At 66.8% G+C, this 21,899-nt stretch carries 20 protein-coding genes; 4 read left to right on the forward strand and 16 right to left on the reverse strand.

From position 1 onward, the window contains the following. The first annotated feature begins 69 nt into the window (after positions 1–69). The 4 genes from G474_RS0101665 (at position 70) to G474_RS0101680 (ending at position 4,721) form a co-directional block, all read left to right on the forward strand. Complete coding sequence (locus tag G474_RS0101665; RefSeq protein ID WP_026685474.1) at positions 70–582, forward strand: C40 family peptidase; 513 nt, start codon at positions 70–72, stop codon at positions 580–582. Positions 583–722: 140 nt separating this feature from the next. After that, positions 723–2,543 (forward strand): sensor histidine kinase, encoded by a 1,821-nt coding sequence (locus G474_RS19050; protein WP_245589281.1) that lies wholly within the window; start codon positions 723–725, stop codon positions 2,541–2,543. 424 nt (positions 2,544–2,967) lie between these two features. Beyond that, positions 2,968–3,588 (forward strand): TetR/AcrR family transcriptional regulator, encoded by a 621-nt coding sequence (locus tag G474_RS0101675; RefSeq protein ID WP_026685475.1) that lies wholly within the window; start codon positions 2,968–2,970, stop codon positions 3,586–3,588. Between the two features lie 2 nt (positions 3,589–3,590). After that, complete coding sequence (locus G474_RS0101680; RefSeq protein WP_026685476.1) at positions 3,591–4,721, forward strand: methyltransferase; 1,131 nt, start codon at positions 3,591–3,593, stop codon at positions 4,719–4,721. Between the two features lie 155 nt (positions 4,722–4,876). Here the strand turns inward: G474_RS0101680 and G474_RS0101685 are convergent, their stop codons facing one another. From G474_RS0101685 to G474_RS0101760, 16 genes are all read right to left on the reverse strand, one after another. Next, positions 4,877–5,215 (reverse strand): P-II family nitrogen regulator, encoded by a 339-nt coding sequence (locus tag G474_RS0101685; RefSeq protein ID WP_026685477.1) that lies wholly within the window; start codon positions 5,213–5,215, stop codon positions 4,877–4,879. A gap of 18 nt (positions 5,216–5,233) precedes the next feature. Continuing rightward, positions 5,234–6,856 (reverse strand): NAD+ synthase, encoded by a 1,623-nt coding sequence (locus tag G474_RS0101690; protein ID WP_026685478.1) that lies wholly within the window; start codon positions 6,854–6,856, stop codon positions 5,234–5,236. 76 nt (positions 6,857–6,932) lie between these two features. After that, positions 6,933–7,481, reverse strand: coding sequence for an inorganic diphosphatase (ppa, locus tag G474_RS0101695; protein ID WP_026685479.1), 549 nt, complete (start codon positions 7,479–7,481; stop codon positions 6,933–6,935). An 89-nt stretch (positions 7,482–7,570) separates the two neighbouring features. After that, positions 7,571–8,470, reverse strand: a complete 900-nt coding sequence (locus G474_RS19055) for a ChaN family lipoprotein (protein ID WP_051281658.1) — start codon at positions 8,468–8,470, stop codon at positions 7,571–7,573. Positions 8,471–8,492: 22 nt separating this feature from the next. Continuing rightward, a complete protein-coding gene (locus tag G474_RS19060) occupies positions 8,493–8,855 on the reverse strand; it encodes a DUF2149 domain-containing protein (protein WP_051281660.1) in 363 nt (120 codons plus the stop codon). Then, positions 8,852–9,334 (reverse strand): MotA/TolQ/ExbB proton channel family protein, encoded by a 483-nt coding sequence (locus tag G474_RS0101710; protein ID WP_026685480.1) that lies wholly within the window; start codon positions 9,332–9,334, stop codon positions 8,852–8,854. The genes G474_RS19060 and G474_RS0101710 overlap by 4 nt, the downstream gene beginning before the upstream one ends. A 26-nt stretch (positions 9,335–9,360) precedes the next feature. After that, on the reverse strand, positions 9,361–13,320 hold the full coding sequence (gene cobN, locus G474_RS19065) for a cobaltochelatase subunit CobN (RefSeq protein WP_043462767.1): 3,960 nt from the start codon (positions 13,318–13,320) through the stop codon (positions 9,361–9,363). A 54-nt stretch (positions 13,321–13,374) separates the two neighbouring features. Further along, entirely contained in the window at positions 13,375–15,678 is a 2,304-nt protein-coding gene (locus G474_RS19070) for a TonB-dependent hemoglobin/transferrin/lactoferrin family receptor (protein ID WP_084513507.1), read from the reverse strand. A gap of 105 nt (positions 15,679–15,783) precedes the next feature. Next, positions 15,784–15,906: a hypothetical protein gene (locus G474_RS24355; RefSeq protein ID WP_281171689.1), complete on the reverse strand. Its 123-nt coding sequence runs from the start codon at positions 15,904–15,906 to the stop codon at positions 15,784–15,786. 195 nt (positions 15,907–16,101) lie between these two features. Further along, positions 16,102–16,530, reverse strand: coding sequence for an ExbD/TolR family protein (locus G474_RS0101730; protein ID WP_026685481.1), 429 nt, complete (start codon positions 16,528–16,530; stop codon positions 16,102–16,104). Position 16,531: 1 nt separating this feature from the next. Further along, positions 16,532–17,299, reverse strand: coding sequence for a MotA/TolQ/ExbB proton channel family protein (locus G474_RS0101735; protein ID WP_051281662.1), 768 nt, complete (start codon positions 17,297–17,299; stop codon positions 16,532–16,534). Between the two features lie 3 nt (positions 17,300–17,302). Then, positions 17,303–18,013 carry an energy transducer TonB gene (locus tag G474_RS19075; RefSeq protein ID WP_051281664.1) on the reverse strand — a complete coding sequence of 237 codons (711 nt, stop codon included), beginning with the start codon at positions 18,011–18,013 and terminating at the stop codon, positions 17,303–17,305. Between the two features lie 101 nt (positions 18,014–18,114). Then, complete coding sequence (gene dmeF, locus G474_RS0101745; RefSeq protein WP_026685483.1) at positions 18,115–19,095, reverse strand: CDF family Co(II)/Ni(II) efflux transporter DmeF; 981 nt, start codon at positions 19,093–19,095, stop codon at positions 18,115–18,117. 2 nt (positions 19,096–19,097) lie between these two features. Further along, positions 19,098–19,313, reverse strand: a complete 216-nt coding sequence (locus G474_RS0101750; protein ID WP_026685484.1) for a FeoC-like transcriptional regulator — start codon at positions 19,311–19,313, stop codon at positions 19,098–19,100. Beyond that, on the reverse strand, positions 19,310–21,643 hold the full coding sequence (feoB, locus tag G474_RS0101755; RefSeq protein WP_026685485.1) for a Fe(2+) transporter permease subunit FeoB: 2,334 nt from the start codon (positions 21,641–21,643) through the stop codon (positions 19,310–19,312). The genes G474_RS0101750 and feoB overlap by 4 nt, the downstream gene beginning before the upstream one ends. Further along, positions 21,643–21,888 (reverse strand): FeoA family protein, encoded by a 246-nt coding sequence (locus tag G474_RS0101760; protein WP_281171690.1) that lies wholly within the window; start codon positions 21,886–21,888, stop codon positions 21,643–21,645. Before G474_RS0101760 ends, feoB begins: the two co-directional genes overlap by 1 nt. Positions 21,889–21,899: the final 11 nt, after the last annotated feature.

Consider the following 21,899-nt stretch of genomic DNA (forward strand, 5'->3'; position numbering starts at 1 on the left):
AATTACGCTCAAGGTGCTATGCCGCTGAATAGTTTACAAAACATGAGTAATCGCCTAAATTGTGCGCCCATGTTGAAGCCTTTCAAAGCCCTCGCTCTGGTTCTGTGTGCCGCTGCTGCGGCATCCTTCAGTACCGCTGGTCTCGCCGATCCGGCCCGCCAGCACGAGGAAAAATCGTTTTTCGCACGTTACTCCAATGCGGCCCAGGATGTCATCCTGAAAGGCCTGGAGCTGGTGGGCATCAACTACCGCATGGGGGGCAATGACCCCAACAGCGGTCTGGACTGCAGCAGTTACGTCCAGGTGGTGTACCGGGAAGCCGCAGGCCTGGTCCTGCCCCGTACCGCCCGGGAACAATCCCAGCTCGGCGAGGAAGTAAGCGACAAGTCCGAACTCAAGCCTGGTGATCTGGTGTTCTTCAACACCATGCGCCGGGCTTTTTCCCATGTGGGCATCTACATGGGCGACAACTATTTCCTGCACGCCCCCCGGGCCGGCAGCGCCGTGCGGGTGGAAAACATGCAGAACAGTTACTGGGTGCAACGCTACAACGGCGCCCGCCGGGTCATCAGCAACCCCTGAACTCCCTGAGGCCCCCAGACCATCCCGAACGCCGCCTTGCGCGGCGTTTTCGTTGGCGGGCGCGACCGGCCCGGCAAAGCCCCCTGGGCGGCCGCGGGCCTGTGGGGGACAATGACAGTTCGCCATTCCTCCGTCCCTCCGTGTTCTCCAGATGCCTGCCCCTGCTGACCGGACTGGTCGCCCTCCTCCTGTTCCTGCCGGCCGGGACAGGGGCGACCGCCGCCCCTCCCCTGCGCATCGGCGTACTCGCGGTGCTGGGCGCCGAGGCGACGATCCAGGAATGGTCCCCGGTGCTGCGCCAGCTGCAAACCTCCCTGCCCGGATACCAGGTCAGCCTCACCCATTTCGACCATGAGGGCCTGCGTGCTGCAGCCCGCCGGGGGGAGCTGGATTTCGTCATCACCAACCCCGGGCATTACATCGAACTGGAGGCGGAGCTGGGCGCAAGCCGCATCCTCTCCCTGGATGCGGGCAGCGGGCGCTCGCCCCAGTCCGCCCTGGGTTCCACCGTGATCGTTCGCCGGGACTCCAGCCCCCTGCGCCGCCTGGAGGACCTGCGCGGCCGGCGTCTGGCCGTCGTCAGTCACGAAGCCTTCGGGGGCTACCAGATGCTCTGGGGCGAACTCCTGGGGCTGGGTATCGATCCGGAGCAGGAGCTGGCCGGGCTCCATGAAGTGGGCCTGCCCATGAATCGGGTCATCGAAGCCCTGGAACAGGGCCAGGCGGATGCGGGGGTGCTGCGCAGCTGCATGCTGGAAAGCCGGCCGGACTGGATGGCGCGCTACCGGGTACTCTCCCCCCGGGAGATTCCCGGCTTTCCCTGCGCCAGCTCCACCCGCCTCTACCCGGACTGGCCCCTGGCGGCCCTGCGCCATACGCCCCCGGAACACTCCCGGGCAGTGGCCATTGCCCTGCTGGGCATGACGCAGGAAAAACACGGCATGGCCTGGTCCATGCCGGCCGACTACCAGTCCGTGCATGAGCTGTTCCGCAAGCTGGAAATCGGCCCCTATGCCTATCTGCGCAGCCCCGGCCTGAGGCACCTGGCCGAACGCTACTGGCCCTGGATGGCCGGCATGGCCCTGCTGATCCTGGCCTGGGTGCTGTACACCCTGCGGGTCGAACATCTGGTGCATGTCCGCACCCGCGCCCTGCGGGAGGCCCTGGCCGCCCGGGACGCCAGCGAACAGCGGATGCGGGCCGCCCAGGAGCAGGCCGAACACCTGTCCCGCCTGTCGGTGCTTGGAGAACTCTCGGGCACCCTGGCCCACGAGCTCAACCAGCCCCTGGCCACCATCACCAATTACGCCGGCAGCCTCAGGCGCCGGGCCGACAACCAGCGCCTGACCGAGGCGGCCGTACGCGAGGCCGCCGGCGAGATCGCCGACCAAGCCGAACGGGCCGCCGGAATCATGGCGCGGATCCGCGGCTTTTCCCGCAAGCGGGTCGGCAGCTGTGCGCCTGTCGCCCCGGGGGAAGTGGTGCAGGAGGCGATCACCCTGTTCCAGGGCATGCTGGCCCGGGCGCCCCGGGTGGAGGTGGATGACCGCCTGCCTGCCGGCACCCGGATCGGGGCCGACCGGCTGCAGCTCCAGCAGGTGCTCTTGAACCTGCTCAAGAATGCCTGGGACGCCAGCCAGGAACTACCGCCCGAACGCCAGCAGATCCTGGTCAGTCTGGAAGACGCCGGCGACTACATCCGCCTGGGCGTCCGGGACCTGGGCTGCGGCCTGGATGCGACCACCTGCGCCCAGCTCTTCCAGCCTTTCTTCACCACCAAGCCGGACGGCCTGGGCCTGGGGCTCTCCATCTGCCGCAGCATCGCCGAGGCCCACGGGGGGCGCCTGACCGCGGAAATCCCCGCCTCCGGCCCGGGCGCCCGCTTCGTGCTGACGCTGCCGAAAAGCGACGCCGCCCCGGGGCCAGTCCCGGACATCACTGCCCTCACCAGCGATAGGTGACGGTGAGATTGGCCCAACCGCAGCTGGATTTCCCGCCCCCCTCCGCCCCGGGCCGCTTGCTGAGCGCACCACCGTCCCGCCGGGAATGTTCCAACCTGTACACACCAGAGAAAAAGGACCGCGCAGGATTCCTATCCGTTCCAGGGTCAGGTTCTCCGTGTGCCACATCCCCCTGATGCCTTAGAAAGCGGCATCCTGTCTTGGGTCATCGGGCTATTCCTCATGGTTCGGTTGAAGTCCAGCAATGCCTACTACCAAAGATGTCCGATGACCCGTCGGCTTTGCGTTCGCCTCATTCCCTCACGCTGTTCACCACTTCCCGGGGCACCATCCAATCATCTCCCAGAATTTGATTGACGAAAGGTCTCGGCCTCCCTTCAACCCCGGTGCTAGCCTTACCCGGGTCAAGAGAAAGGAGCTGTCCATGGATCATCCCGATCCCGAAGAACCCGTTCGGGCCCGCCTGTTGCGGGCCGCCCTGGAGTGCTTCCTGGCCGACGACTACCACCGGGTGAGTACGCGCCGGATCGCCGAACGGGCCAGGGCCAACGTTTCCATGATCCGCTACTACTTCGGCCACAAGGAGGGGCTGTATGAGGAAATGATCCGAGAGACCCTGGCCCCCCTGCTAGCAGTACTGGATGGCCCCATGCTGACTTCGGTCCATGGCTTTGCCGACTTCCTCCAGCTTTACTACGACACCATGAGCAAGCATCCCGAATTTCCCAGGCTGATCCTGAAGGTCCTGGCCCTGAACCAGGGACCGGGCCGGCGTTTCATCCAGCAGTTGCTGGAGCGGGGCCGGACCCGGGGTGCCCGCCGGGTTGGAGAACTGCAAGCCAGCGGCCAGCTCGGTCTTCGGGTGGATGCGGACATCCTGCGCCTGGCCTTCGTCAGCCTGGCCATGACCCCGATGCTGCTCAAGGACATCTTTGAAACTCAGATGGAACGCCCCATGGATGCCGCCTTCCTGCAGGAGCTGGCCGCCTTCAATGGCCATCTCTTCGCCGCCGGCCTGCAAGCGCCAAGTACCAAGGAAAACTGACCATGACACTGCAACGCAACGCCGGGGCCGTACGCCGCTTCGGAAAGATGATGAAATTCGGCGCCTGGCTGCAAACCCTGCCCGGCAAGCTGACCCCTCCCCCTTTCCGCCTGATGCAGATCGGCTCGGCCTTCTGGCAGTCCCGGGCCCTGTACGTAACCACCCGGCTCGATGTGGCCACCGTACTGGGAGATGCCCGGCTGGACTGCGACAGCATCGCTACCCGGGTCGGCGCCGATGCCGACGCCCTCGCCCGGCTCCTGCGCCTGCTGTCCGCCCTGGGGGTATTTGCCGAAGCAGGACCGGGCATCTATCGCAACAATCAGGTTTCCGCCTTCCTGCGGCAGGATCACCCAGGCAACGTCCGGGCCATGATCCTGATGCACAACTCGGACACCATGAGCCGCCCCTGGTACGAACAGCTGGAACAGGGAATACGCAGCGGCACCCCGCCATTCGAGCTGACCCACGGGGAGGAGCTGTTTGCCCACCTGGACAGGGCACCGGATTTCGCCCGCCTGTTCTCCGAGGCCATGGACAGCGTCGAAGCGCTCAGCGGCGACAGCTTCGCCACGGACTTCGACTGGAGCCGCTTCCGGCGCATCATCGATGTGGGAGGCGCCCGGGGCAGCAAGTCCCTGGCCATCCTCCGGCGCCATCCCGGGTTGCAGGCCCTGGTCCTGGATTGCCCTCAGGTGATCGCCGAAGCCCGGACCCATTGGGCCGCCCACCCCGACCCGGACGCCCTGCGCCTGGAGTTTCAGGCCGGCGACCTGCTGCAGGCGCTTCCCCCGGCCCGGGACGAGCGGGACATCTACCTGGTCTCCGCCGTACTCCACGGGATGGGCCAGGCCGATTGCCTGCGGGCCCTGCGCAATCTGGCCCGGGCCAGCGGCGGCCGGGGCGCTCCTATCGTGCTGCTGGAACAGGTCATGCCCGAAACAGGAGCTGACCTGAGCAGCGCCAGCTTCGACATGCAGATGTTCATGGGCACCCGGGGCCGGGAGCGCACCCTGCAGGAATGGCAGCGCATGTTTGGGGACAGCGGCCTGAAGCTGGAAGAAATCGTCGCCCTGCGCTCCTTCGGCAAGCTCCTCGTGCTGCGCCCCCAGGCCACAAGCTCCGGGAACTGAGCAGGCGCAACCAGCCGAGCTCCGCTGCCCTGCTCCGGGAACTGCTGGATTACCTGGGTGCCCCGCGGCTTGGCAGGCCGATGCCGTCCCCCAAAAACAAAAGCCCCGGGATGCGACTCCCGGGGCCGTTTACGGCAGCGTCGTGAGAGACCGGGTCAGACGGCGGCTTCTCCGGTTTCGCCGGTACGGATGCGCACCACCTGTTCCACGGGCATGACGAAGATCTTGCCGTCGCCGATCTTGCCGGTGCCCGCCGCCTTGATGATGGCGTCGATGGCCGGCTCAACGATATGCTCGGCCACCACGATCTCCAGCTTGATCTTGGGCAGGAAATCCACCACGTACTCGGCGCCCCGGTACAGCTCCGTGTGCCCCTTCTGGCGGCCGAAACCCTTGACCTCGGTGACGGTCAGGCCGGTGACGCCGATTTCGGACAGGGCTTCCCGCACTTCGTCCAGCTTGAAGGGTTTGATGATGGCTTCGATCTTTTTCATGCTTGTCTCTCCTAGGAATCAATATTCGTCCGCATAGCGGTTGGTAATAGGATACCGCCAATCCTTGCCGAAGCCACGGGGCGTGATGCGGATGCCCACCGGGGCCTGGCGGCGCTTGTACTCGGCGATGCGCAGTAGGCGCACCACCTTTCTCACCGCCGCTTCGGGCAGGCCGCTGGCGATCAGTTCCCGGGGGCTGCGATCCTCTTCCATGTAGCCCTGGACGATGGTATCGAGAATCTCGTACTCGGGCAGGGAATCCTGGTCCTTCTGGTCGGGCCGCAGCTCGGCGGAGGGGGGACGGACGATGATGTTCTCGGGAATCGGCGGCCGGTCCGGGCTCTGCCGGTTGCGGAAGCGGGACAGGCGATACACGAGGGTCTTGTACACATCCTTGATGACGGCGAAACCGCCGGCCATGTCCCCGTACAGGGTGCAGTAGCCCACGGCCATTTCCGACTTGTTGCCGGTGGTGAGCACCAGGGCCCCGGTCTTGTTGGAAAGGGCCATCAGGATCATGCCCCGGGCCCGGGCCTGGATGTTCTCCTCGGTGGTATCCGCCTGGGTCCCGGCGAACTGGGAGGCCAGCATGGTCTCGAAGGCCTGCATCGCCGGCTGGATGGGAATCTCGTCATAGTGGATGCCCAGGGCCTCGACCATGGCCCGGGAATCGTCCAGGCTCATCTGGGCCGTGTAGGGTGAAGGCATCATCACCGCCCGCACCTTGTCGGCCCCCAGGGCATCCACGGCGACGCAGACGGTCAGGGCCGAATCGATGCCGCCGGAGAGGCCGATCAGCACACTGGGGAAACGGTTCTTGCCCACATAGTCGCGCACCCCCAGCACCAGGGCCTGATAGGCCTCGGCTTCCTCGGGCAGGATGGGCGCCACCAGGCCGGGCTGGATGTCCCCATCCAGGTAATCCACCAGCATCACCCCGGTTTCGAACTGGGGCAGCCGGGCCATGATCCGAGCTTCCCGGTTGAGGGCGAAGGAACCCCCGTCGAACACCAGTTCATCCTGTCCGCCCACCAGGTTGGTGTAGACGGCAGGCAGCCCCGTCTCCAGCACCCGGCGGCCCAGGGTGTCGGCCCGCTCCGGCTGCTTGCCCAGGTGGCAGGGGGAGGCATTCAGGACCAGAAGCAGTTCGGCCCCGGCTTCCCGGGCCAGACGCGCCGGTTCCGGATGCCAGACATCCTCGCAGATGGCCAGGCCGCAGCGGACCCCCTGCAGCTCTACCACCAGGGGCGCCGTGCCCGGGCTGAAATAGCGCACCTCGTCGAAGACCTGGGCATTGGGCAGGCGCTGCTTGTGATAGGACAGGGCAGGCCGCCCCGGCTGCAGCACCGTGGCGGCGTTGTAGCAGCGGCCATCGCGGAACACCGGATGGCCCACCACCAGGGTGATGCCTTCCACCCGGGCGGCCAGGCGCTCCAGGGCCTGGTCACAGGCCCGCAGGAAGTCCGGGCGCAGCAGCAGATCTTCGGGCGGATAGCCGCACAGGGCCAGTTCCGGGGTCAGGAGCAGGTCGGCGCCGGCCAGCCAGGCTTCCCGGGCGGCGGCAGCGATCAGTTCCACATTGGCGTCGAGGTCGCCCAGGACGGGATTGACCTGGGCCATGGCGATTTTGAGTGAGGACATGGGGCGCCACTATACAAAAAAACAACGCCCGCCGGAGGGCGGGCATTGGCATCAGGAAAACCCGGGAGAACCGGGATCAGAAATGGGGCTTTTCCTTGCTGGCTTCGAAACGCTGCACGGAATCCAGGATTTCCTGCTTGGCGGCATCGATGCCCTTCCAGCCCTTGACCTTGACCCACTTGCCCTTTTCCAGGTCCTTGTAGTGCTCGAAGAAGTGGGCGATCTGTTGCAGCAACAGGGGCTGCAGGTCATCCACGCTCTTCACGTCATCATAGATGGTGGTCAGCTTGGAGACGGGCACGGCCACCAGCTTGGCATCCATGCCGGCTTCGTCTTCCATTTCCAGCATGCCCAGGGGACGGCAGCGGACCACGACGCTGGGACGCAGGGGGAACGGGGCCACCACCAGCACATCCACCGGATCGCCGTCATCGGACAGGGTATGGGGGATGAAGCCGTAGTCACAGGGGTAGTGCATGGGGGTGGACATGAAGCGGTCCACCAGCACGCAACCGGAATCCTTGTCCAGTTCGAACTTGATACCCGGGGTGTTGGCGGGAATTTCGATGACCACGTTGAAATCGTTGGGAATGTCCTTGCCGATGGAAAGGGCGTCGAGGTTCATTGTTATCTGTCTCCGGAGCTATGGATGGGTGAAAGCCGCGATTATAACTGCCCGCCCGGCCGGCAAAAATGCCGGCCGTGAGAATTTCTTCAGTTCCCCGAAACGGCCCTGGCCGACTCCGCCGCCGGCAGTTTCAGGCCCAGGCAGGGGTCATCCCGGCTCATGGCCGGCGTCACCCAGACATAGTCGTAGATGAGGGCCAGGGCGGCCCCCTCGCTTTCCACCCGGCCCTGCTCCAGAAAACCCACGCTCAGGCTGCGGCCCCCGGGCAGGAAGCGCGGCACCCCGTAGTCCCGGCGCACATGGCCATTGCCGGCCACCAGCACGGCCGGCGCCCCGGCATCCAGGAGCCCCCGGGCCATGGCCGCGTCCTTGGCCTCCTGGGCCAGCACCATGGGAGCCTTGAGGCGCTCCGGCATCTGGCCGCAATGGCCCTGGAGCAGGCTCGCTTCCAGCTGGGCCCGGGCCTCAGGCCCCAGGGGCGTGGCCTGCATGGCGGCCGCCAGGGCAGGCCGCAGGGCTCTCTGGCCCTCCCGCACGATGCGGCGGGCCTCGTCCCGGGGAATATTGCCCCCCAAGAGCGGCAGAGGCTCCTCCAGAAGGGGGGCGAACAGGGGCTCGTGGGCCGGCCAGCGCCAGCCCTTGGGATCAAAGCCGGCGCGGCTCAGGCGCTCCAGCGGCGCCCCGCCCTCCTCCACCTGCCGCCCCAGTTCCAGGTGCTCGGCCAGCACTTTCAGGCCGGGCCGCTGCCGGGCCAGATCCCGGATCAACAGACCCCGTTCCCGGTGCTGCTCGGCATTGTCGTGCAGCTCCCCGAGCAGCAGGTAATCGGCCCCGGCCAGGCGCTGCAACAGTTCGGCCCGGCTCAGGCTGCGGCCGCTGGCGGTTTCGAAAATACCGGTTTCGGCCCCCGGGGAGGCGGCCTGGGCGCCGCCGGCCAGGAGCGCCACGCAGAGGCCGAAGCCCAGGGAAAAACGCAAGAAGGACATGGTGCAGGACTCCGCCAAAGGTTCAGGGCTGCCCGGTCCGGGCGGGGGTAGCGGCACCGGATGCGGGGGCAGTTTCGGGAACATACACGATGGAGCCGTCCTTCATGCGATAGGCGACGCCGGCCTTTTCCCCGTCGCCGCTGCCGATCTGGCCGCTGGCCTTGTATTTCTCGATCTTCTCGCCCTTTTTCACCACCATCTCCATGGTCGGCTTGCCCGGGTCGGTAATCACCGTCACGTCCTGCTTGCTGAAGGGATTGATCAGGGGATTCTGGGCCACGGTGATGAGGAGGGCCGCGATGATCACCAGGAAGATGTCGATGAGGTTCACCACCGACAGGATGGGGTCCTCGGTCTCGGGCTCGTGCAGCAGCTTCAGACTCATGCCCGCGCTCCGCGCAGGGCCTGGATTTCCAGGATTTCCTCGGCGAGCCAGCGGCGCCGCACGTTGACCACCCAGTAGGTGATGGAGGCGGCGATCAGGGCCAGGATCACCGCCGAGAAGGCGATGGTGAGATTGTTGGAAACATCGGCCAGATTGCCGTCGGAGAGGGATTTCAAGGCCGGCCCCATGGGGATCATGGTGGCCACCAGGCCCAGCATGGGGGTCACCCGGCTGGCGATGCGGGGGTTTTCCAGGACTTTGTGGGCCAGCACGTCCAGCTCGTCATCGCTCATGGTGGGCTGGGCCAGGAAGCGGTGCATCAGGCTGCGCCCCCGGCCGGCCCGGCGGGCATAGGCCAGGACCAGGAACTCTCCCAGCACCCAGAAGGCGTAGAGGAACAGGGCCGAGATCAGGGCCAGGGTGGGCAGCAGGAACAGCTGCGAAATCTGGTACATGGACAGTTCGACGAGATGGGACATGGGTTCTCCAGTAAACGAGGGGAAATTCAACAGGATGGACTGCGGCGCTGGCGCAGCAGGGCAGCGCCGCCGCCGCCCAGGGTGCTCAGGACCAGGAGCAGCAGCCCCGCCAGGGTGTAGGGCAGCATCGGATCGGCCCGGGGCGGCGCCACCTTCTCCAGCAGCATGCCCTGGATGGGGGGCGGCGCCGGGGCCGGCTCGGGTTCCGGGGCGGCCAGGTCATCGGCCTTCTGGGGCCGGGTCGGGGCCTGGAGCGCCGGCCGGGCTGCCGCCGTGCCGAAGCCGGCCGCCACGAACTGCTCGAACACCGGGTTGTCGCTCTTCACATCGTGGCGCCGGGCCAGTTCCCGGTAGCGCTGCTTCAACTCGGCCAGCGTGGCCGCGTCGGCCTGCCAGTAGCCCTGGCGGGCCGCTTCCAGCATGCGCTCGATGGACTGGGCCAGGGCGTGGGGATTTTCCTTTTCGAACCAGTCCTTCAGCCCCAGCCGGTGCTTGTCGCGCACATAGACATCCACGAACTCCTGCCACTGGTCATCGCGCACCACTTCACGGGCCGTGGCCTGCCAGCCCCAGAAATTGTTGATGCCGTCCAGCACCTGCAGGGTGCCGGAGTAGCCTTCCTGCATCAGCCCCTGGATGTAGCCCGGGTGGAAGTTGCGGGTTGCCAGCTCCTTGGCCATGAACTGGGCCACCCCCTCCACCTTGCCGGAACCGCTGCCGCGCAGGTTGGAGATGTACAGTTCCGGCGCCTGGCCATCCAGGTGGCGCACCGCCAGGGCAATGCCGCCCAGGTACTGGAAGGGATCATCGGTGGTCAGCATCCCGTACAGGTTGGAGCTGCGGGACAGGACCGCCCCCTCGGTGCCCTTCAGGTGAGCGGCGTAGAGATTGACGCCCCGGGGCCCGGCCTGCCCCCACTCGGCCTCGTCCGGACCATAGGCGAACTGCATCCGGGACAGGTAGAGCTGGGCCAGCTTGCGGTCCCCCTCCGCCTTGCCCTTCCAGGTATCGGTGGCCAGGGCCGCGTCATCCAGGCCGGTGCCGTAGCGGCCCGATTCGGAGGAGAAGATGCGGGTCTGGGCCGCCCGGGTGGCGGCGGCTTCATCCAGCCCCTGGCGCAGCAGCTGGGCGCGGATGTCCCGGGCGTTGGCCCAGACCGGGTTGTCTGCCTCCTGGGCCTGGGCCGCCAGCTGCACCGCCTTGGCCAGATGCTTCATGGTGTTGGGGAACTGGTCCCGGTACAGGCCCGTGGCCGAGAGCACCACGTCCACCCGGGGCCGTTTCAGTTCCTGCCGGGGGATCAGTTTCACGTCGCTGACCCGGCCGCCCCCATCCCACACGGGCTCCACCCCCAGGGCCCAGAGGGCCTGGGCTTCGAGCATGCCCTGGTGGCGCATGGTTTCCACGGACCAGAGGGAGAAGGTCAGCTTCTTCGGTGTCTGCCCCTTGAGTTTGCGGTGTTCGGCGAGCAGGTTTTCCATGGCTTCCTTGCCCGCCTCCCAGGCCGCCCGGGTGGGAATCCGGGAGGGATCGAAGCCGTACAGGTTGCGTCCCGTGGGCAGGGTGTCCGGGTTCTTGACCGGATCGCCGCCGTAAGAGGTGGGCAGGTAGCGGCCCGCCAGCCCCGCCAGCAGGGCATCCGCCTCCTGGGCCGCCCCCAGGGCCTGGTAGTGGCGCCGGGCCTGGGCCAGGTAGCCCTGCAGGGCCGGGGGAAGCCCCGCAGCGGACTCGCCCTGCACCACGTGCCGCTGGATCAGCTGGTAGGGGCGGCTTTCCGCCAGGCGGCTGTAGTCCCCCACGAAGCTTTCATCCGCCGCCTCGCCGGGCGCGGCAGCGGCGGCCCAGTAGTCCTTGCCCAGTATCAGCAGCACGGTGCCGATCCGGTGCCGCTCCTCCGGGGCCTGGCCCAGGGTGTGCAGGCCCAGGGGCTGGGCAGTCTGGGCCAGCTCGTGCAGGTGGTCGTGGAGCCGCCGGATGAAGGCGGGAAAGTCCTGTTCGATCCGGGCCCGGGACAGGCCCAGGTCCTGGTCAATGCGCTGCCGCCGCACCCGCTCCAGTATCCCCTCGCGCAGCTTGTCCCGCACCAGGCCCTGGTCCTGATTGAGCCAGTCGTGCAGCAGGTCGTGGATTTCCACCAGGGCCTGGTGCAGGCCGGCCGGGGTGAAAGGCGGGGTCTGGTGGGTGATGGTGATGGCCCGGCCCCGGCGCTTGGCCTGCAGGGCTTCACCGATGTTGTCCACGATGTAGGGGTAGAGCACCGGCAGGTCTCCCACGGCCAGCATCGGGTAGTCATGCACCGACAGGCCCCGTTCCTTGCCCGGCAGCCATTCGTAGCTGCCGTGGGTGCCGTAGTGGATCAGGGCGTCGGCGCCCAGGGCCTCCCGGGCCCAGAGGTAGGTGGCCAGATAGTAGTGGGATGGCGGCGCCTTGCTGCTGTGGTACAGGGCCTTTTCCCGCATGGCGGCGCTCTGGCCGTAGGTCTCGGCCCGGGACGGCTGGGGCAGGATCGTCACCTGGCCCAGTTGCAGGCGGGGAATGACGAAATGGGGCGCCCCGTCCCGCTCCACGATCATGGGCCCCTGGCGGGGCGAGCCCTGGGCTTCCAGCTCCCGGCGCACGGCGGGCGGCAGGGTCTGCAGCCAGGCTTCGTAGCGGGCCACGGGGAAAGTGGCGGCCAGGCCGTCGGCCAGCAGCCCGGGCAGTTCCCCGGCCCGGTAATAGGGCCGCAGCAGCCGTTGCAACAGGGGCACCAGGGTGGACTCGGGCTCCACCTGGGTGGCGTAACCGGCGCGTTGCAGGCTGTCCAGGGTGGAGCCCAGGCTACGGGGCACGTTCAGGAAGGATGCGGAGAGGTTCTTTTCCCCCGGGGGATAGTTGTAGAAGAAGATCGCCAGGCGCTTGTCCCGGTTGGCCTTGCGCTGCAGGGCCACCTGGCGCAGGGCCTTGTGCACCGCGGCGGCGGCCTGGGCCTCGATGGCCACCACCTGGTCGTCAACGCGGCTGGCGGCGGCGATCAGGATGTCGGTGATGCCGGCGTACTCGGCCTGAGCCAGGTAGAAAGGCACATCCATCAGGGAGACTCCCTGGCTGTCGGCCAGCCAGTCGGCCTCATCTCCCTTGCGGTAGGGCATGGCCTGGATCACCGGGATGCCCATGGCCTCGAATTCCTTCCGGCGCCCATCCGGGTTGAGCATGATCTGGGTGTTGATCAGCACGTCGGCCAGGGGCTTGCCCTGGCGCACCAGGAGCTGGCGCACGGATTCCTCCCCCAGGATCGGGGTGTAGAACGGCAGGGGCACGGCGCCGGCGGCTTCGATGCGGGCGATCAGGTCGTCGATGAAGGCGGTCTGCTCGGCGGCGATGTACTGCTGGTGCAGGGCGATGGCCACCACTGGACGGCGCTCGTCATGCCCTTTCCAGGCCAGGTAGGCGGGGGCATCGGCAAACACCAGGCTGGGGGCGCGGGGATGGTAGATGGCCGAGGTGGGAAAGCGGATGGGTGGCGGCACCCGGGCCAGGGCCGCCGGATCATCCCGGGCAGCGATGGCCTGGAAGAAATGTTCGAAATTGCTGCGTGCCCCGTTCACGTAATAGCCATGCAGGCGCCCGGCCAGTTCCGGGGCCAGCCCGGCAAAGCGGGGCTGCTGGGTGTTCATCCAGATGTGGGGCTTGTGCTCCAGGGCTTCCAGGGCCTGGCCCAGGCGGCCCCGCACATAGGCCTCGATGTGGTCCCGGGGCGCATCCAGGATCACCAGGTCCGCCTCCTGGAACAGGCTGCCGTCCACTTCGGCGGGCAGCTTTTCCGCAAAGCGGGCCTGGAGCCTGACCCCCTGGGCCCGGGCCAGCCGCTCCAGGTTCACGAACTTGCCCGGCTGCACGGGGCTGGCGGCGAGGAACAGGACCTGGGTGTCCCGGGCCTGGACGGCCGACGCCGCCAGCCCCAGCAGCAGGGACGAGAAAAGAAGCAGAAAGCGGAACAGGGGCATGGACGGAACCTTGGCACTGGGGGCGGGAAACCCGGGGGCTTCCCGCCGGCTGGATCAGAACTGGTACTTGAAGCTGGCGCTGAAATTGCGGCCCGGCTGACCGTAGGCATCCAGGACCGAACTGCTGGCGGCGATGTCCCGCACGTCGGCCCATTCGTAGTACTTCCGGTCGAACAGGTTGAAGATGCCCAGGTTCACGCTGGCGTTGCGGCTGAAGTGGTACCAGGCCGTCAGGTCGAAGGTCTGGTAGCCGTCGGGGCTGTAGCGGCTGGGATCGGGACGGCGCTGCTTGCGCTCCACGAAGGTCCCGGTGAGCTGGGCCCCGTAGCGGTTCGCCAGGTCATAGCGCAGGGCCAGCACCAGCTTGGCGGGGTCGATGGTGTCCAGGGGCGTCTTCTCCCCCTCCGCTTCCTGATCCCCCTTGGCCAGGGCGAAGCTGCCCATGACGCTCCAGTGGGGCGCGAAGGCCCATTCGCCACTCAGCTCCAGGCCGCTGATATCGACGCTGCCCAGGTTCACCGACTGGTACACCACCGGGTCGGCCACGGTGCCGCTGCCGCCCACCCGCACGTTGCTGGCGATGAAGTCCTTGTACTTGCTGTAGAACACACTGGCGCTGTAGCGCAGGGTCTGGCTGCGGCCCCGGACCCCCAGCTCCAGGGATTTGCTGGTCTCGGATTTGAGGTTGGGATTGCCGACCGAGGTGTAGGGGGTGGAGGCGGTCAGGTTGGTGACTCCGCCATTGACCTGGGACGGGGTGGGCGCCCGGAAGCCGTGGGAGTACTGGCCGAACAGGTTCCACATGGGGTCCTGCTTCCACACCACGCCCAGCTTGGGCGACAGGGCCTGGTCCTCCAGGGAGGCGGGGGCCACGGCATTGTTGAGGCTGTAGAGCCGGTCCGCCTTGGGCTTCAGCTCGAAACTGTCGTAGCGCAGCCCGGGAATCAGGCTCAGGCGGCCGATGCCGATCTCGTCCTGGATGAAGGCGCCGAACAGGTTGTAGTCGGTATTGGGAAAGCTGCGGTTGGTGACGAAGGCCGAGCTCCCCGTGGTCACCAGACTGCCATTCAGGTAGTTGGCCCCCTCCTTCAGGGAACTGACCTCGGAACGGGAGAAATCCACCCCATACACCAGCCGGTGGGTCACGTCCTGGCCCAGGTGGCTCTCGAACTGCACATTGCCGCCCAGCATCTCCTCCTGGTACCAGGTGGTGCGCTCCCGGGAATTCCAGGCGCTGGAGTTGCTGCGCGCCTCGTAACCCCATTGGGAGTTCTTCGACTCCTGGCGATAGAGACTGGCCTGGGCCCGCTGGAACCAGGGATTGTCCCCGTCGGTGTACTCGTAATCCACCTTGGCCAGTTCCCGGGTGATGTCATCCCTGGCCTTGACGTCAGTGGTGGTCGGATACATGGGGTCCTTGAACAGGGTGTAGATGGTGGTGTCGTTTTCCCGGTCCAGGTCTTCCAGGGTCAGCTTGAAGCGGTGCCGGGGACTGGCCTTCAACACCACCTTGGCGAGCATGTAGTCGGACTTGGTGTCCTGGGGATTGGCTTCGGTGCGGGTATTGTCATGGGCGGCGTTGTCGCCGGCGGTCTGGGCGGCATGGCCGCGCCGCAGGCTGGCCAGGAACATGCCCTCGAACATCTCCCCCCGGGCCGCAAAGGACGGCACCAGGGACCAGCTCTCATCCACCGAGTGGTAGCCCAGCTTGATGGCGGCCTGGGTGGACTTGCCCAGGGTGAGCAGGTCGGCGGGATCCTTGGTCATGAAGCTCACCGCCCCGGCCAGGCCGTCGCTGCCGAACTGGGTGGAGGCGGGACCGCGCAGGATCTCGGCCCGTTTGAAGGCTTCCACATCAATGTAATCGCCCCGCCCGGCGGCGTAGGGACCGCTGCTGTAGCCCAGGGGCAGGCGCACCCCGTCGCTCTGCAGCAGCACCTGGTTGCCTTCCAGACCGCGCACGTTGATCCCCTCGTTGCCCCCCCGGCCGGTGCTGTAGAAGGCCGCCGAAGCACGGTTGGTCTGGGAGCGCACCGAAATGCCGGTCTCGTGGCGCAGCAGGTCCTTGATGTCCGTGGGCATCTCCTCCTCCACCTGGCTGGCCGGGATCACGGTCACGGTATTGGCCACGTCGTGGACGTCCTGCTCGGTGCGGGTGGCGGTGATGGTCACCTCCTTCATCAGCCCAGCCCCCTGGGCGTGGGCATCCTGGTCCGGCACCAGGGCCAGACTGCTGCCCAGGGTCAGGCCCAGCAGGGCCCGGGCCACGGACAGGGAGATCAGACGACGGGAATGATGAAAGGGAGGGCAGTAGCCGCCAGAGGGGCGGCCGCTCCCGGCACGGGGAATGGCTAGCATCGAGTTTCTCCAGATGAACAAAGACAAAGCTCGCTGCCTGCCGGACATGCCGGTGGGTGGCTGGCAAATTTTCAGATTCCGGGCGCCGGGGCCCGGAACGGGGACTTACAGGGAACTCACCTCCAGGGTGAGGGATGGGGAAGGCAGGGGAAGCTCCCGTGCCTTGAGCTCGAAGGGCAGGCACAGGACCCCGGCAGCCAGGGCAGCAAGCGCGATGGAACGGATCATGGTCATCTCCTGGGTCAGGTGGCGCGGAGCCAAAGGCTGGCCAGGCGGCGCTGCAGGCCCGCCAGCCAGACCGAACAAACTGGCTGGCTGGACCGGAGAGGGCAGAGTTCCCCGGTGTGGCTGGCTACAAAGCAGGCTGACTTTCCCGGCCCGGAGCCGGATTCCGGGAAAGCCCTGCCTGGTGCTACGGGTTGACTACCGGGCCTCCCCGGGCTGGGTCACGAAACCCAGCTTGGTGACCCCCGCCCGCTTGGCGGCCGCCATGATCTCGGCGACCCGCTGGTAGCGGGTGTCCCGGTCGGCGGAAAGCTGCACTTCCAGCTGGGCATCGGCACTGACCGCCGCCTGCAGGCGGCTTTCCAGCCCCTGGATGGAAGTGTCCGTGAAGGGGGTTTCGTTCCAGTACAGAACCCCCTGGGCATCGATGGCCAGCCGGATGGTCTCGGGCTTGGTATCCGCCGCCTGGGCCGAGGCCTGGGGCAGATCCACCTTGACCGCCTGGGTCATCAGGGGCGCCGTCACCAGGAAGATGATCAGGAGTACCAGCATCACGTCCACCAGGGGCGTGGTGTTGATTTCCACCATGGGGCTGGAAGAGCCCGAATCAAAGCTGCCGAACGCCATCTCAGGCGGCTCCGCCGGCGGCCACGGCCACATTCACCGGACGCAGCTTGCTGCTGCCCTGGGGAGTCGGCAAGGGATGGCCGGTGGTGAAGTAGGCGTGCAGGTCATGGGCGAAAGCTTCCATGTCCCCGGTGATCAGGCGCAGGTTGCGCACGAAGGTGTTGTAGGCAAGCACCGCGGGGATGGCCACGAACAGGCCGGCGGCGGTCATCACCAGGGCCTCCCCCACGGGGCCGGCCACCTTGTCCAGGCTGGCCTGGCCGGTGGCGCCGATACGGGCCAGAGCGTGGTAGATGCCCCAGACGGTACCGAACAGCCCCACGAAGGGCGCCGTGGAGCCCACGGAAGCCAGCAGGGTGAGCCCCCCTTCGAGCCGGGCGGTGGTCCGGGAGATGCTGTTGCGCAGAGCCCGGGTCACCAGCTCGCTGGCCGGCAGATGGGCATCCAGGTGGCCGCCCTGGCGCTGGTGGGATTCCAGGTGGCGGACAGCCCCCTGGCCCTGGGCCGCCATGTCACGGAAAGGCTTCACGGCTTCCAGCCGCTCCAGGCCGGCGCTGACGCTGCTGGAATCCCAGAAGGCCTCGAGCGCCTTGGGCGTCTTCTGACGCAGGGTCCAGACGGACCAGGCCTTGCCCAGGATGATGGCCCAGCTGGCCACGGACATGATCAGCAGCACGATGGCCACCGTATGGGAAACCGCGTCCCCTTGGGCCCAGACGGAAGCGATGTCCAGACCACTGGTGGCGGGAGTTTGGGTGGAAGGATTCATGAATCAGGACTCCAGACGGAAGGAAATAGGGATCAGGACCCAGGCGGCCACGGCTTCACTGCCGCGGCGGGCCGGCACGAAACGCCATTTGCGCACGGCGGCCAAAGCCGCCTCGTCCAGGCGGTTGCTACCGGAGCTGTGTTTCAGCTCCACGGTTTCCGGGCGGCCGGTGGGCAGCACGTAGGCGCGCAGCATGACCTTGCCCTCCTCGCCCATGCGGCGGGACAAGGGGGGATAGACGGGGGCCGGATTCTGCAGGTAATCCGCATCGAAACGGGCTTCCACCAGAGCCCCGCCACTGGCAGGAGGCGCCGCCACCGGGGCAGGCGCCGGAGCCGGGGCCGCGGCCACAGGCTCGGCCTGGACCGGGGCCGGCTCCACCGGATTGGGCACCGGCACGGTGGACAGCGGCACCGGCCGAGCCACGGGTTTGGGCTTGGGCACCGGCTTGGGCGGCGTCGGCACGGGTTTCGGAGGCTCCGGAGGCGCCGGCTTGGGGGGCGCCTGGACCGGCGGCGCCGGGTCCAGCAGGCTGACCTGGATGGGCATGGGCGGCTGAATGTGCTCCACCTCCCCCCAGGGCATCACGGCGGCGATCAGGACCCCGTGCAGAAGCACCGCCGAACCCACCCACCCCAGACGCATTCCCAGGGAAGCCCGGTTGGCGTCGGAAGCATCGGCAACGGAGGAAAGACAGATGGACGGAGCTAGCATGGATTTCTCGAAACTGGGTTGCCCTGGCGGCTAACACGAATTATTCTCATTATTCGCAATCAGCAACATTTCGTCAACGTTTTTGTGCGGTCGCAGCAATCTCAACGCAGGGGAATGGCGCAATCGCAGCGGTTGACCTCCACCGTCACGTGCCCCATGCCCGGCAAGGCTTCCAGCTGCTGCTTGTAGACTTCCGTGCCTTCCGGATGGTGGCTGAGGATGGAGACGATGCAGCCCCGGGAATCCGGGCCCAGGCGCCAGATGTGCAGGTCCACCACCCGGTGGTCGGGACGGGCCTCGATGGCCGCGACAATGGCCCGCCGGGCTTCCTCGTGATCCTCCGCATCCAGCAGGGTGCGCCCCGAGGCCTGCAGCAGCCCCCGGGCCCAGAACAGGATCACCCCCGCCCCCACCAGCCCCATCAGGGGGTCCAGGGCAAACCAGCCCAGGTGACGCCCCCCCACCAGGGCAACAATGGCGAGCAGGGAGGTGACCAGGTCGGCCATCACATGCATGAAAGCCCCCTGGAGGTTGTGATCCTGATGGCCCCCGGCGTGCCCGTGATCATGGTGATGCCCATGATCGTGGTGTTGGTGATGGTGATGGTGATGATGGTGCCCATCATGGTCGTCCCGCAGCAGCCAGGCCGAAGCCATGTTCACCAGCAGGCCCACAATGGCCACCAGCAGGGCTTCATCGTAGGCCACGGGGAGCGGCTGCCAGAGGCGCAGCACCGACTCCCAGGCCATCAGCACCGCCACCAGGGCCAGGAACACGGCGCTGGTATAGCCCCCCAGGGCGCCCACCTTGCCGGTGCCGAAGGTGAAGCGGGCATTGCCGGACTGGCGCCGGGCGTAGCGGTAGGCAAACACCGCAATGCCCAGGGCCGCCACGTGGGACCCCATGTGCCAGCCATCGGCCAGCAGGGCCATGGAACCTGTCCAGTAGCCGAACAGTAGCTCCAGGACCATGGTCACCAGGGTCAGGCCCACCACCCATTCGGTACGCCTTTGCCGCCGCACATCCCGGTCATCGAGAAAGTGGTGAGAATGCTGCCAGGGTGTCAGATCATGGGTTTGCATGCTCATTCCTGCCATTGATAGAAAACTACCGGGCCATTGTTGCAATTGCCACAGGTCTTGCCGCAGCCGGCCGCCGTTTCCTGGATGCGGCCCTTGCGCTGCCAGTAGCCCAGCACATCCCGTACCACCTCCGGGTCCGTGTCGAAGCGGGCCACCAGGTCCACCAGGCTGGCCTGGCCCCGCTGACGCAGGTAGGTGCGCAGCTCGCTGGGGGTCACAGGGCCTCCTGGGCCAGGGCCATGGAAGCCTGGCGCTGGCGGCCGTGACGTCCCATGAAGCCCAGGGCCAGCCAGGCCAGCACCGCCACCCCGACGATCCACAGGGAGGAACTGAGCGGGTGTTCGGCAAAGGTCAGCAACTGGTAGCAGAGCACCGAGGTGCTGTAGCCAATACCCGTACTCCAGGCCGCCACGAACATGGCCCAGCGCAGGCCGGCCTCCCGGTTCACCGCCCCCAGGACCGCCACGCAGGGGAAGTACAGGAGGATCAGCACCTGGTAGGCAAAGGCGGAAGCGCCGCTGCCAAACAGGCGAGCCATGGCGCCAAAGGTATCCACGGAAACCTCCTGGGCCTCCGCCGCCGCTTCCACTTCCTTGACCTCGCCGATGTCGATGCCCAGGGGGTCCAGCACCTTGCCGGACAGCTCCCCGAATTTCTCGGGAATGGTATCCACCGCCTTGCCCAGCCCGGCCCACAGGTCAAACACCCCGGTCTTGGTGTCGACGCCGGCCTCTTCCGCCGCCACCTGGGAATACAGGGCGTTCAGGGTACCCACCACGGCTTCCTTGGCCAGCACCCCGGTGAAGATGCCCACGGCGGCCGGCCAGTTGTTCTCATGCAGGCCCATGGGAGCGAACACCGGCGTGATGCCCTTGCCAATGGCGGAGAGCACGGAAGCCTCGCTGTCCTCGTGGCCGAAGCTGCCATCGGTGCCGGCCGCATTGAGGATGTTGAGCACCAGCACCATGGGCACGATCACCTTGCCGGCCTTGAGCACGAAACCCTGCAGCCGGCTCCAGGTGTGGATCAGCACCCCCTTGGCGGTGGGCAGGTGGTAGGGCGGCAGCTCCATGACGAAGGGCGTGCTCTGCCCGGGCAGCAGGGTGCGCTTCAGGGCCAGCCCGGTGAGCACTGCCGCAGCGATACCGATCAGGTACAGAAGGAACACCAGGTTCTGCCCGCCCTCAGGGAAGAAGGCCACGGCAAACAAGGCATATACGGGCAGGCGGGCGCCGCAGGACATGAAGGGGGTCATGGCCATGGTCATGAGCCGGTCCCGCTCCCCTTCCAGGGTGCGGCTGGCCATCACCGCCGGCACATTGCAGCCGAAACCGACGATCAGGGGGACGAAGGATTTGCCCGGCAGGCCGATGAAGCGCATGAAACGGTCCATGACGAAGGCCGCCCGGGCCATGTAGCCGGAATCCTCGAGGAGGGAGAGGAAGATGAACAGGAAGCCGATCACCGGAATGAAGGTGGCCACGGTCTGGATGCCGCCGCCGATGCCCTTGGCCAGCAGCACTTCCAGCCAGAGCGGCGCCCCCAGAAGCTGGAGCAGATGCCCGACCCCGTCCACGAAGATCGTCCCGGCCACCCCATCGAAGAAGTCGATGAAGGCGCCCCCCAGGTTGATGGTGAACATGAACATCAGGTACATCATGAACAGGAAGATGGGGATGCCCAGCACCCGGTTGAGCACCACCTGGTCGATCCGGTCCGAGCCGGTGCGGGTCAGCCGGTCCCGGCGCTTGACCGAAGCCTGGGCCACCCGGCCGATGAAGCCGTAGCGGGCATCGGCCGCAATGATGTCGAGCTCGTCATCCAGTGCCTCTTCCACCCGGGCTCGCAGGCCTTCCAGGAATTCGGCATCTGCCGCTCCCACCAGCTTCTGGGCCAGCTCGTCCCCTTCCAGGGCCTTGAGGGCCACCCACTGGGGATCGGCCTTGGCCCCCAGACGGGGGGCAAGGCGGGATTGCAGCTCATCCATGGCCGCCTGCAGGGGCGCCGGGTAAGCGGGGCGCGCCGCCGGCAGGGCAAAGGAAACCTGGGTCACCAGGAAATCCTTCAACCCCTGGACGCCCTGATTCCTGGCCGCCACCAGGGTCAGCACCGGACATCCCAGTTCCCGGGCCAGGGCGGCCACATCCACGCTCACCCCCTTGGCCTCGGCCACATCAGTCATGTTCAGGGCCAGGATCAGGGGCACCCGCATTTCCAGCAGCTGGGTGGTCAGGTACAGATTGCGCTCCAGATTGGAGGCATCGACGATATTGACGATCAGGTCCGCCTCGTGGGCGAGCACATAGTTGCGGGCCACCTGCTCATCCAGGGAGGTGCCGCCTATCACGTCCAGGGAGTAGGTGCCGGGCAGATCCACCACCTCCACCTCCCGGCCCTGGTGGGTGAACGCACCGCTCTTCCTTTCCACGGTCACCCCGGGCCAGTTGCCCACCCGCTGGCGGGAACCGGTCAGCGCATTGAACAAAGTGGTCTTGCCACAGTTGGGGTTACCGACCAGACCTATGGTCAGACGTTTATCCTGGCTCATCACTGACGCTCTCCACAAACTTCCACCAACAGGCTGGCTGCCTCATCCTTGCGCAGGCTGAGGGAAAAACCCCGCACACTGATCTCCACCGGATCCCCCATGGGGGCCACCCGGGTCACCAGGAATTCCGTTCCCGGGGTCAGCCCCATGGACAGGAGCTTCTGCCGGTAAGCCCGGCCACCTCCGCCCTCCCCCTTCACAAATCCCGCCACCCGGGCCGTCTGGCCGACTTTCAGATCCTGCAAACTGCTTGTCA

Source organism: Azovibrio restrictus DSM 23866 (assembly GCF_000429665.1).
GTDB lineage: Bacteria > Pseudomonadota > Gammaproteobacteria > Burkholderiales > Rhodocyclaceae > Azovibrio > Azovibrio restrictus.

Excerpts from the sequence above, each read along its gene's own strand:
- G474_RS0101665 (WP_026685474.1), top strand. The coding sequence starts at position 70 with ATGTTGAAGCCTTTCAAAGCCCTCGCTCTGGTTCTGTGTGCCGCTGCT.
- G474_RS0101675 (WP_026685475.1), top strand. The coding sequence starts at position 2,968 with ATGGATCATCCCGATCCCGAAGAACCCGTTCGGGCCCGCCTGTTGCGG.
- G474_RS0101680 (WP_026685476.1), top strand. The coding sequence starts at position 3,591 with ATGACACTGCAACGCAACGCCGGGGCCGTACGCCGCTTCGGAAAGATG.
- G474_RS0101685 (WP_026685477.1), bottom strand. The coding sequence starts at position 5,215 with ATGAAAAAGATCGAAGCCATCATCAAACCCTTCAAGCTGGACGAAGTG.
- G474_RS0101690 (WP_026685478.1), bottom strand. The coding sequence starts at position 6,856 with ATGTCCTCACTCAAAATCGCCATGGCCCAGGTCAATCCCGTCCTGGGC.
- ppa (WP_026685479.1), bottom strand. The coding sequence starts at position 7,481 with ATGAACCTCGACGCCCTTTCCATCGGCAAGGACATTCCCAACGATTTC.
- G474_RS19055 (WP_051281658.1), bottom strand. The coding sequence starts at position 8,470 with ATGTCCTTCTTGCGTTTTTCCCTGGGCTTCGGCCTCTGCGTGGCGCTC.
- G474_RS19060 (WP_051281660.1), bottom strand. The coding sequence starts at position 8,855 with ATGAGTCTGAAGCTGCTGCACGAGCCCGAGACCGAGGACCCCATCCTG.
- G474_RS0101710 (WP_026685480.1), bottom strand. The coding sequence starts at position 9,334 with ATGTCCCATCTCGTCGAACTGTCCATGTACCAGATTTCGCAGCTGTTC.
- cobN (WP_043462767.1), bottom strand. The coding sequence starts at position 13,320 with ATGCCCCTGTTCCGCTTTCTGCTTCTTTTCTCGTCCCTGCTGCTGGGG.
- G474_RS19070 (WP_084513507.1), bottom strand. The coding sequence starts at position 15,678 with ATGCTAGCCATTCCCCGTGCCGGGAGCGGCCGCCCCTCTGGCGGCTAC.
- G474_RS24355 (WP_281171689.1), bottom strand. The coding sequence starts at position 15,906 with ATGATCCGTTCCATCGCGCTTGCTGCCCTGGCTGCCGGGGTCCTGTGC.
- G474_RS0101730 (WP_026685481.1), bottom strand. The coding sequence starts at position 16,530 with ATGGCGTTCGGCAGCTTTGATTCGGGCTCTTCCAGCCCCATGGTGGAA.
- G474_RS0101735 (WP_051281662.1), bottom strand. The coding sequence starts at position 17,299 with ATGAATCCTTCCACCCAAACTCCCGCCACCAGTGGTCTGGACATCGCT.
- G474_RS19075 (WP_051281664.1), bottom strand. The coding sequence starts at position 18,013 with ATGCTAGCTCCGTCCATCTGTCTTTCCTCCGTTGCCGATGCTTCCGAC.
- dmeF (WP_026685483.1), bottom strand. The coding sequence starts at position 19,095 with ATGCAAACCCATGATCTGACACCCTGGCAGCATTCTCACCACTTTCTC.
- feoB (WP_026685485.1), bottom strand. The coding sequence starts at position 21,643 with ATGAGCCAGGATAAACGTCTGACCATAGGTCTGGTCGGTAACCCCAAC.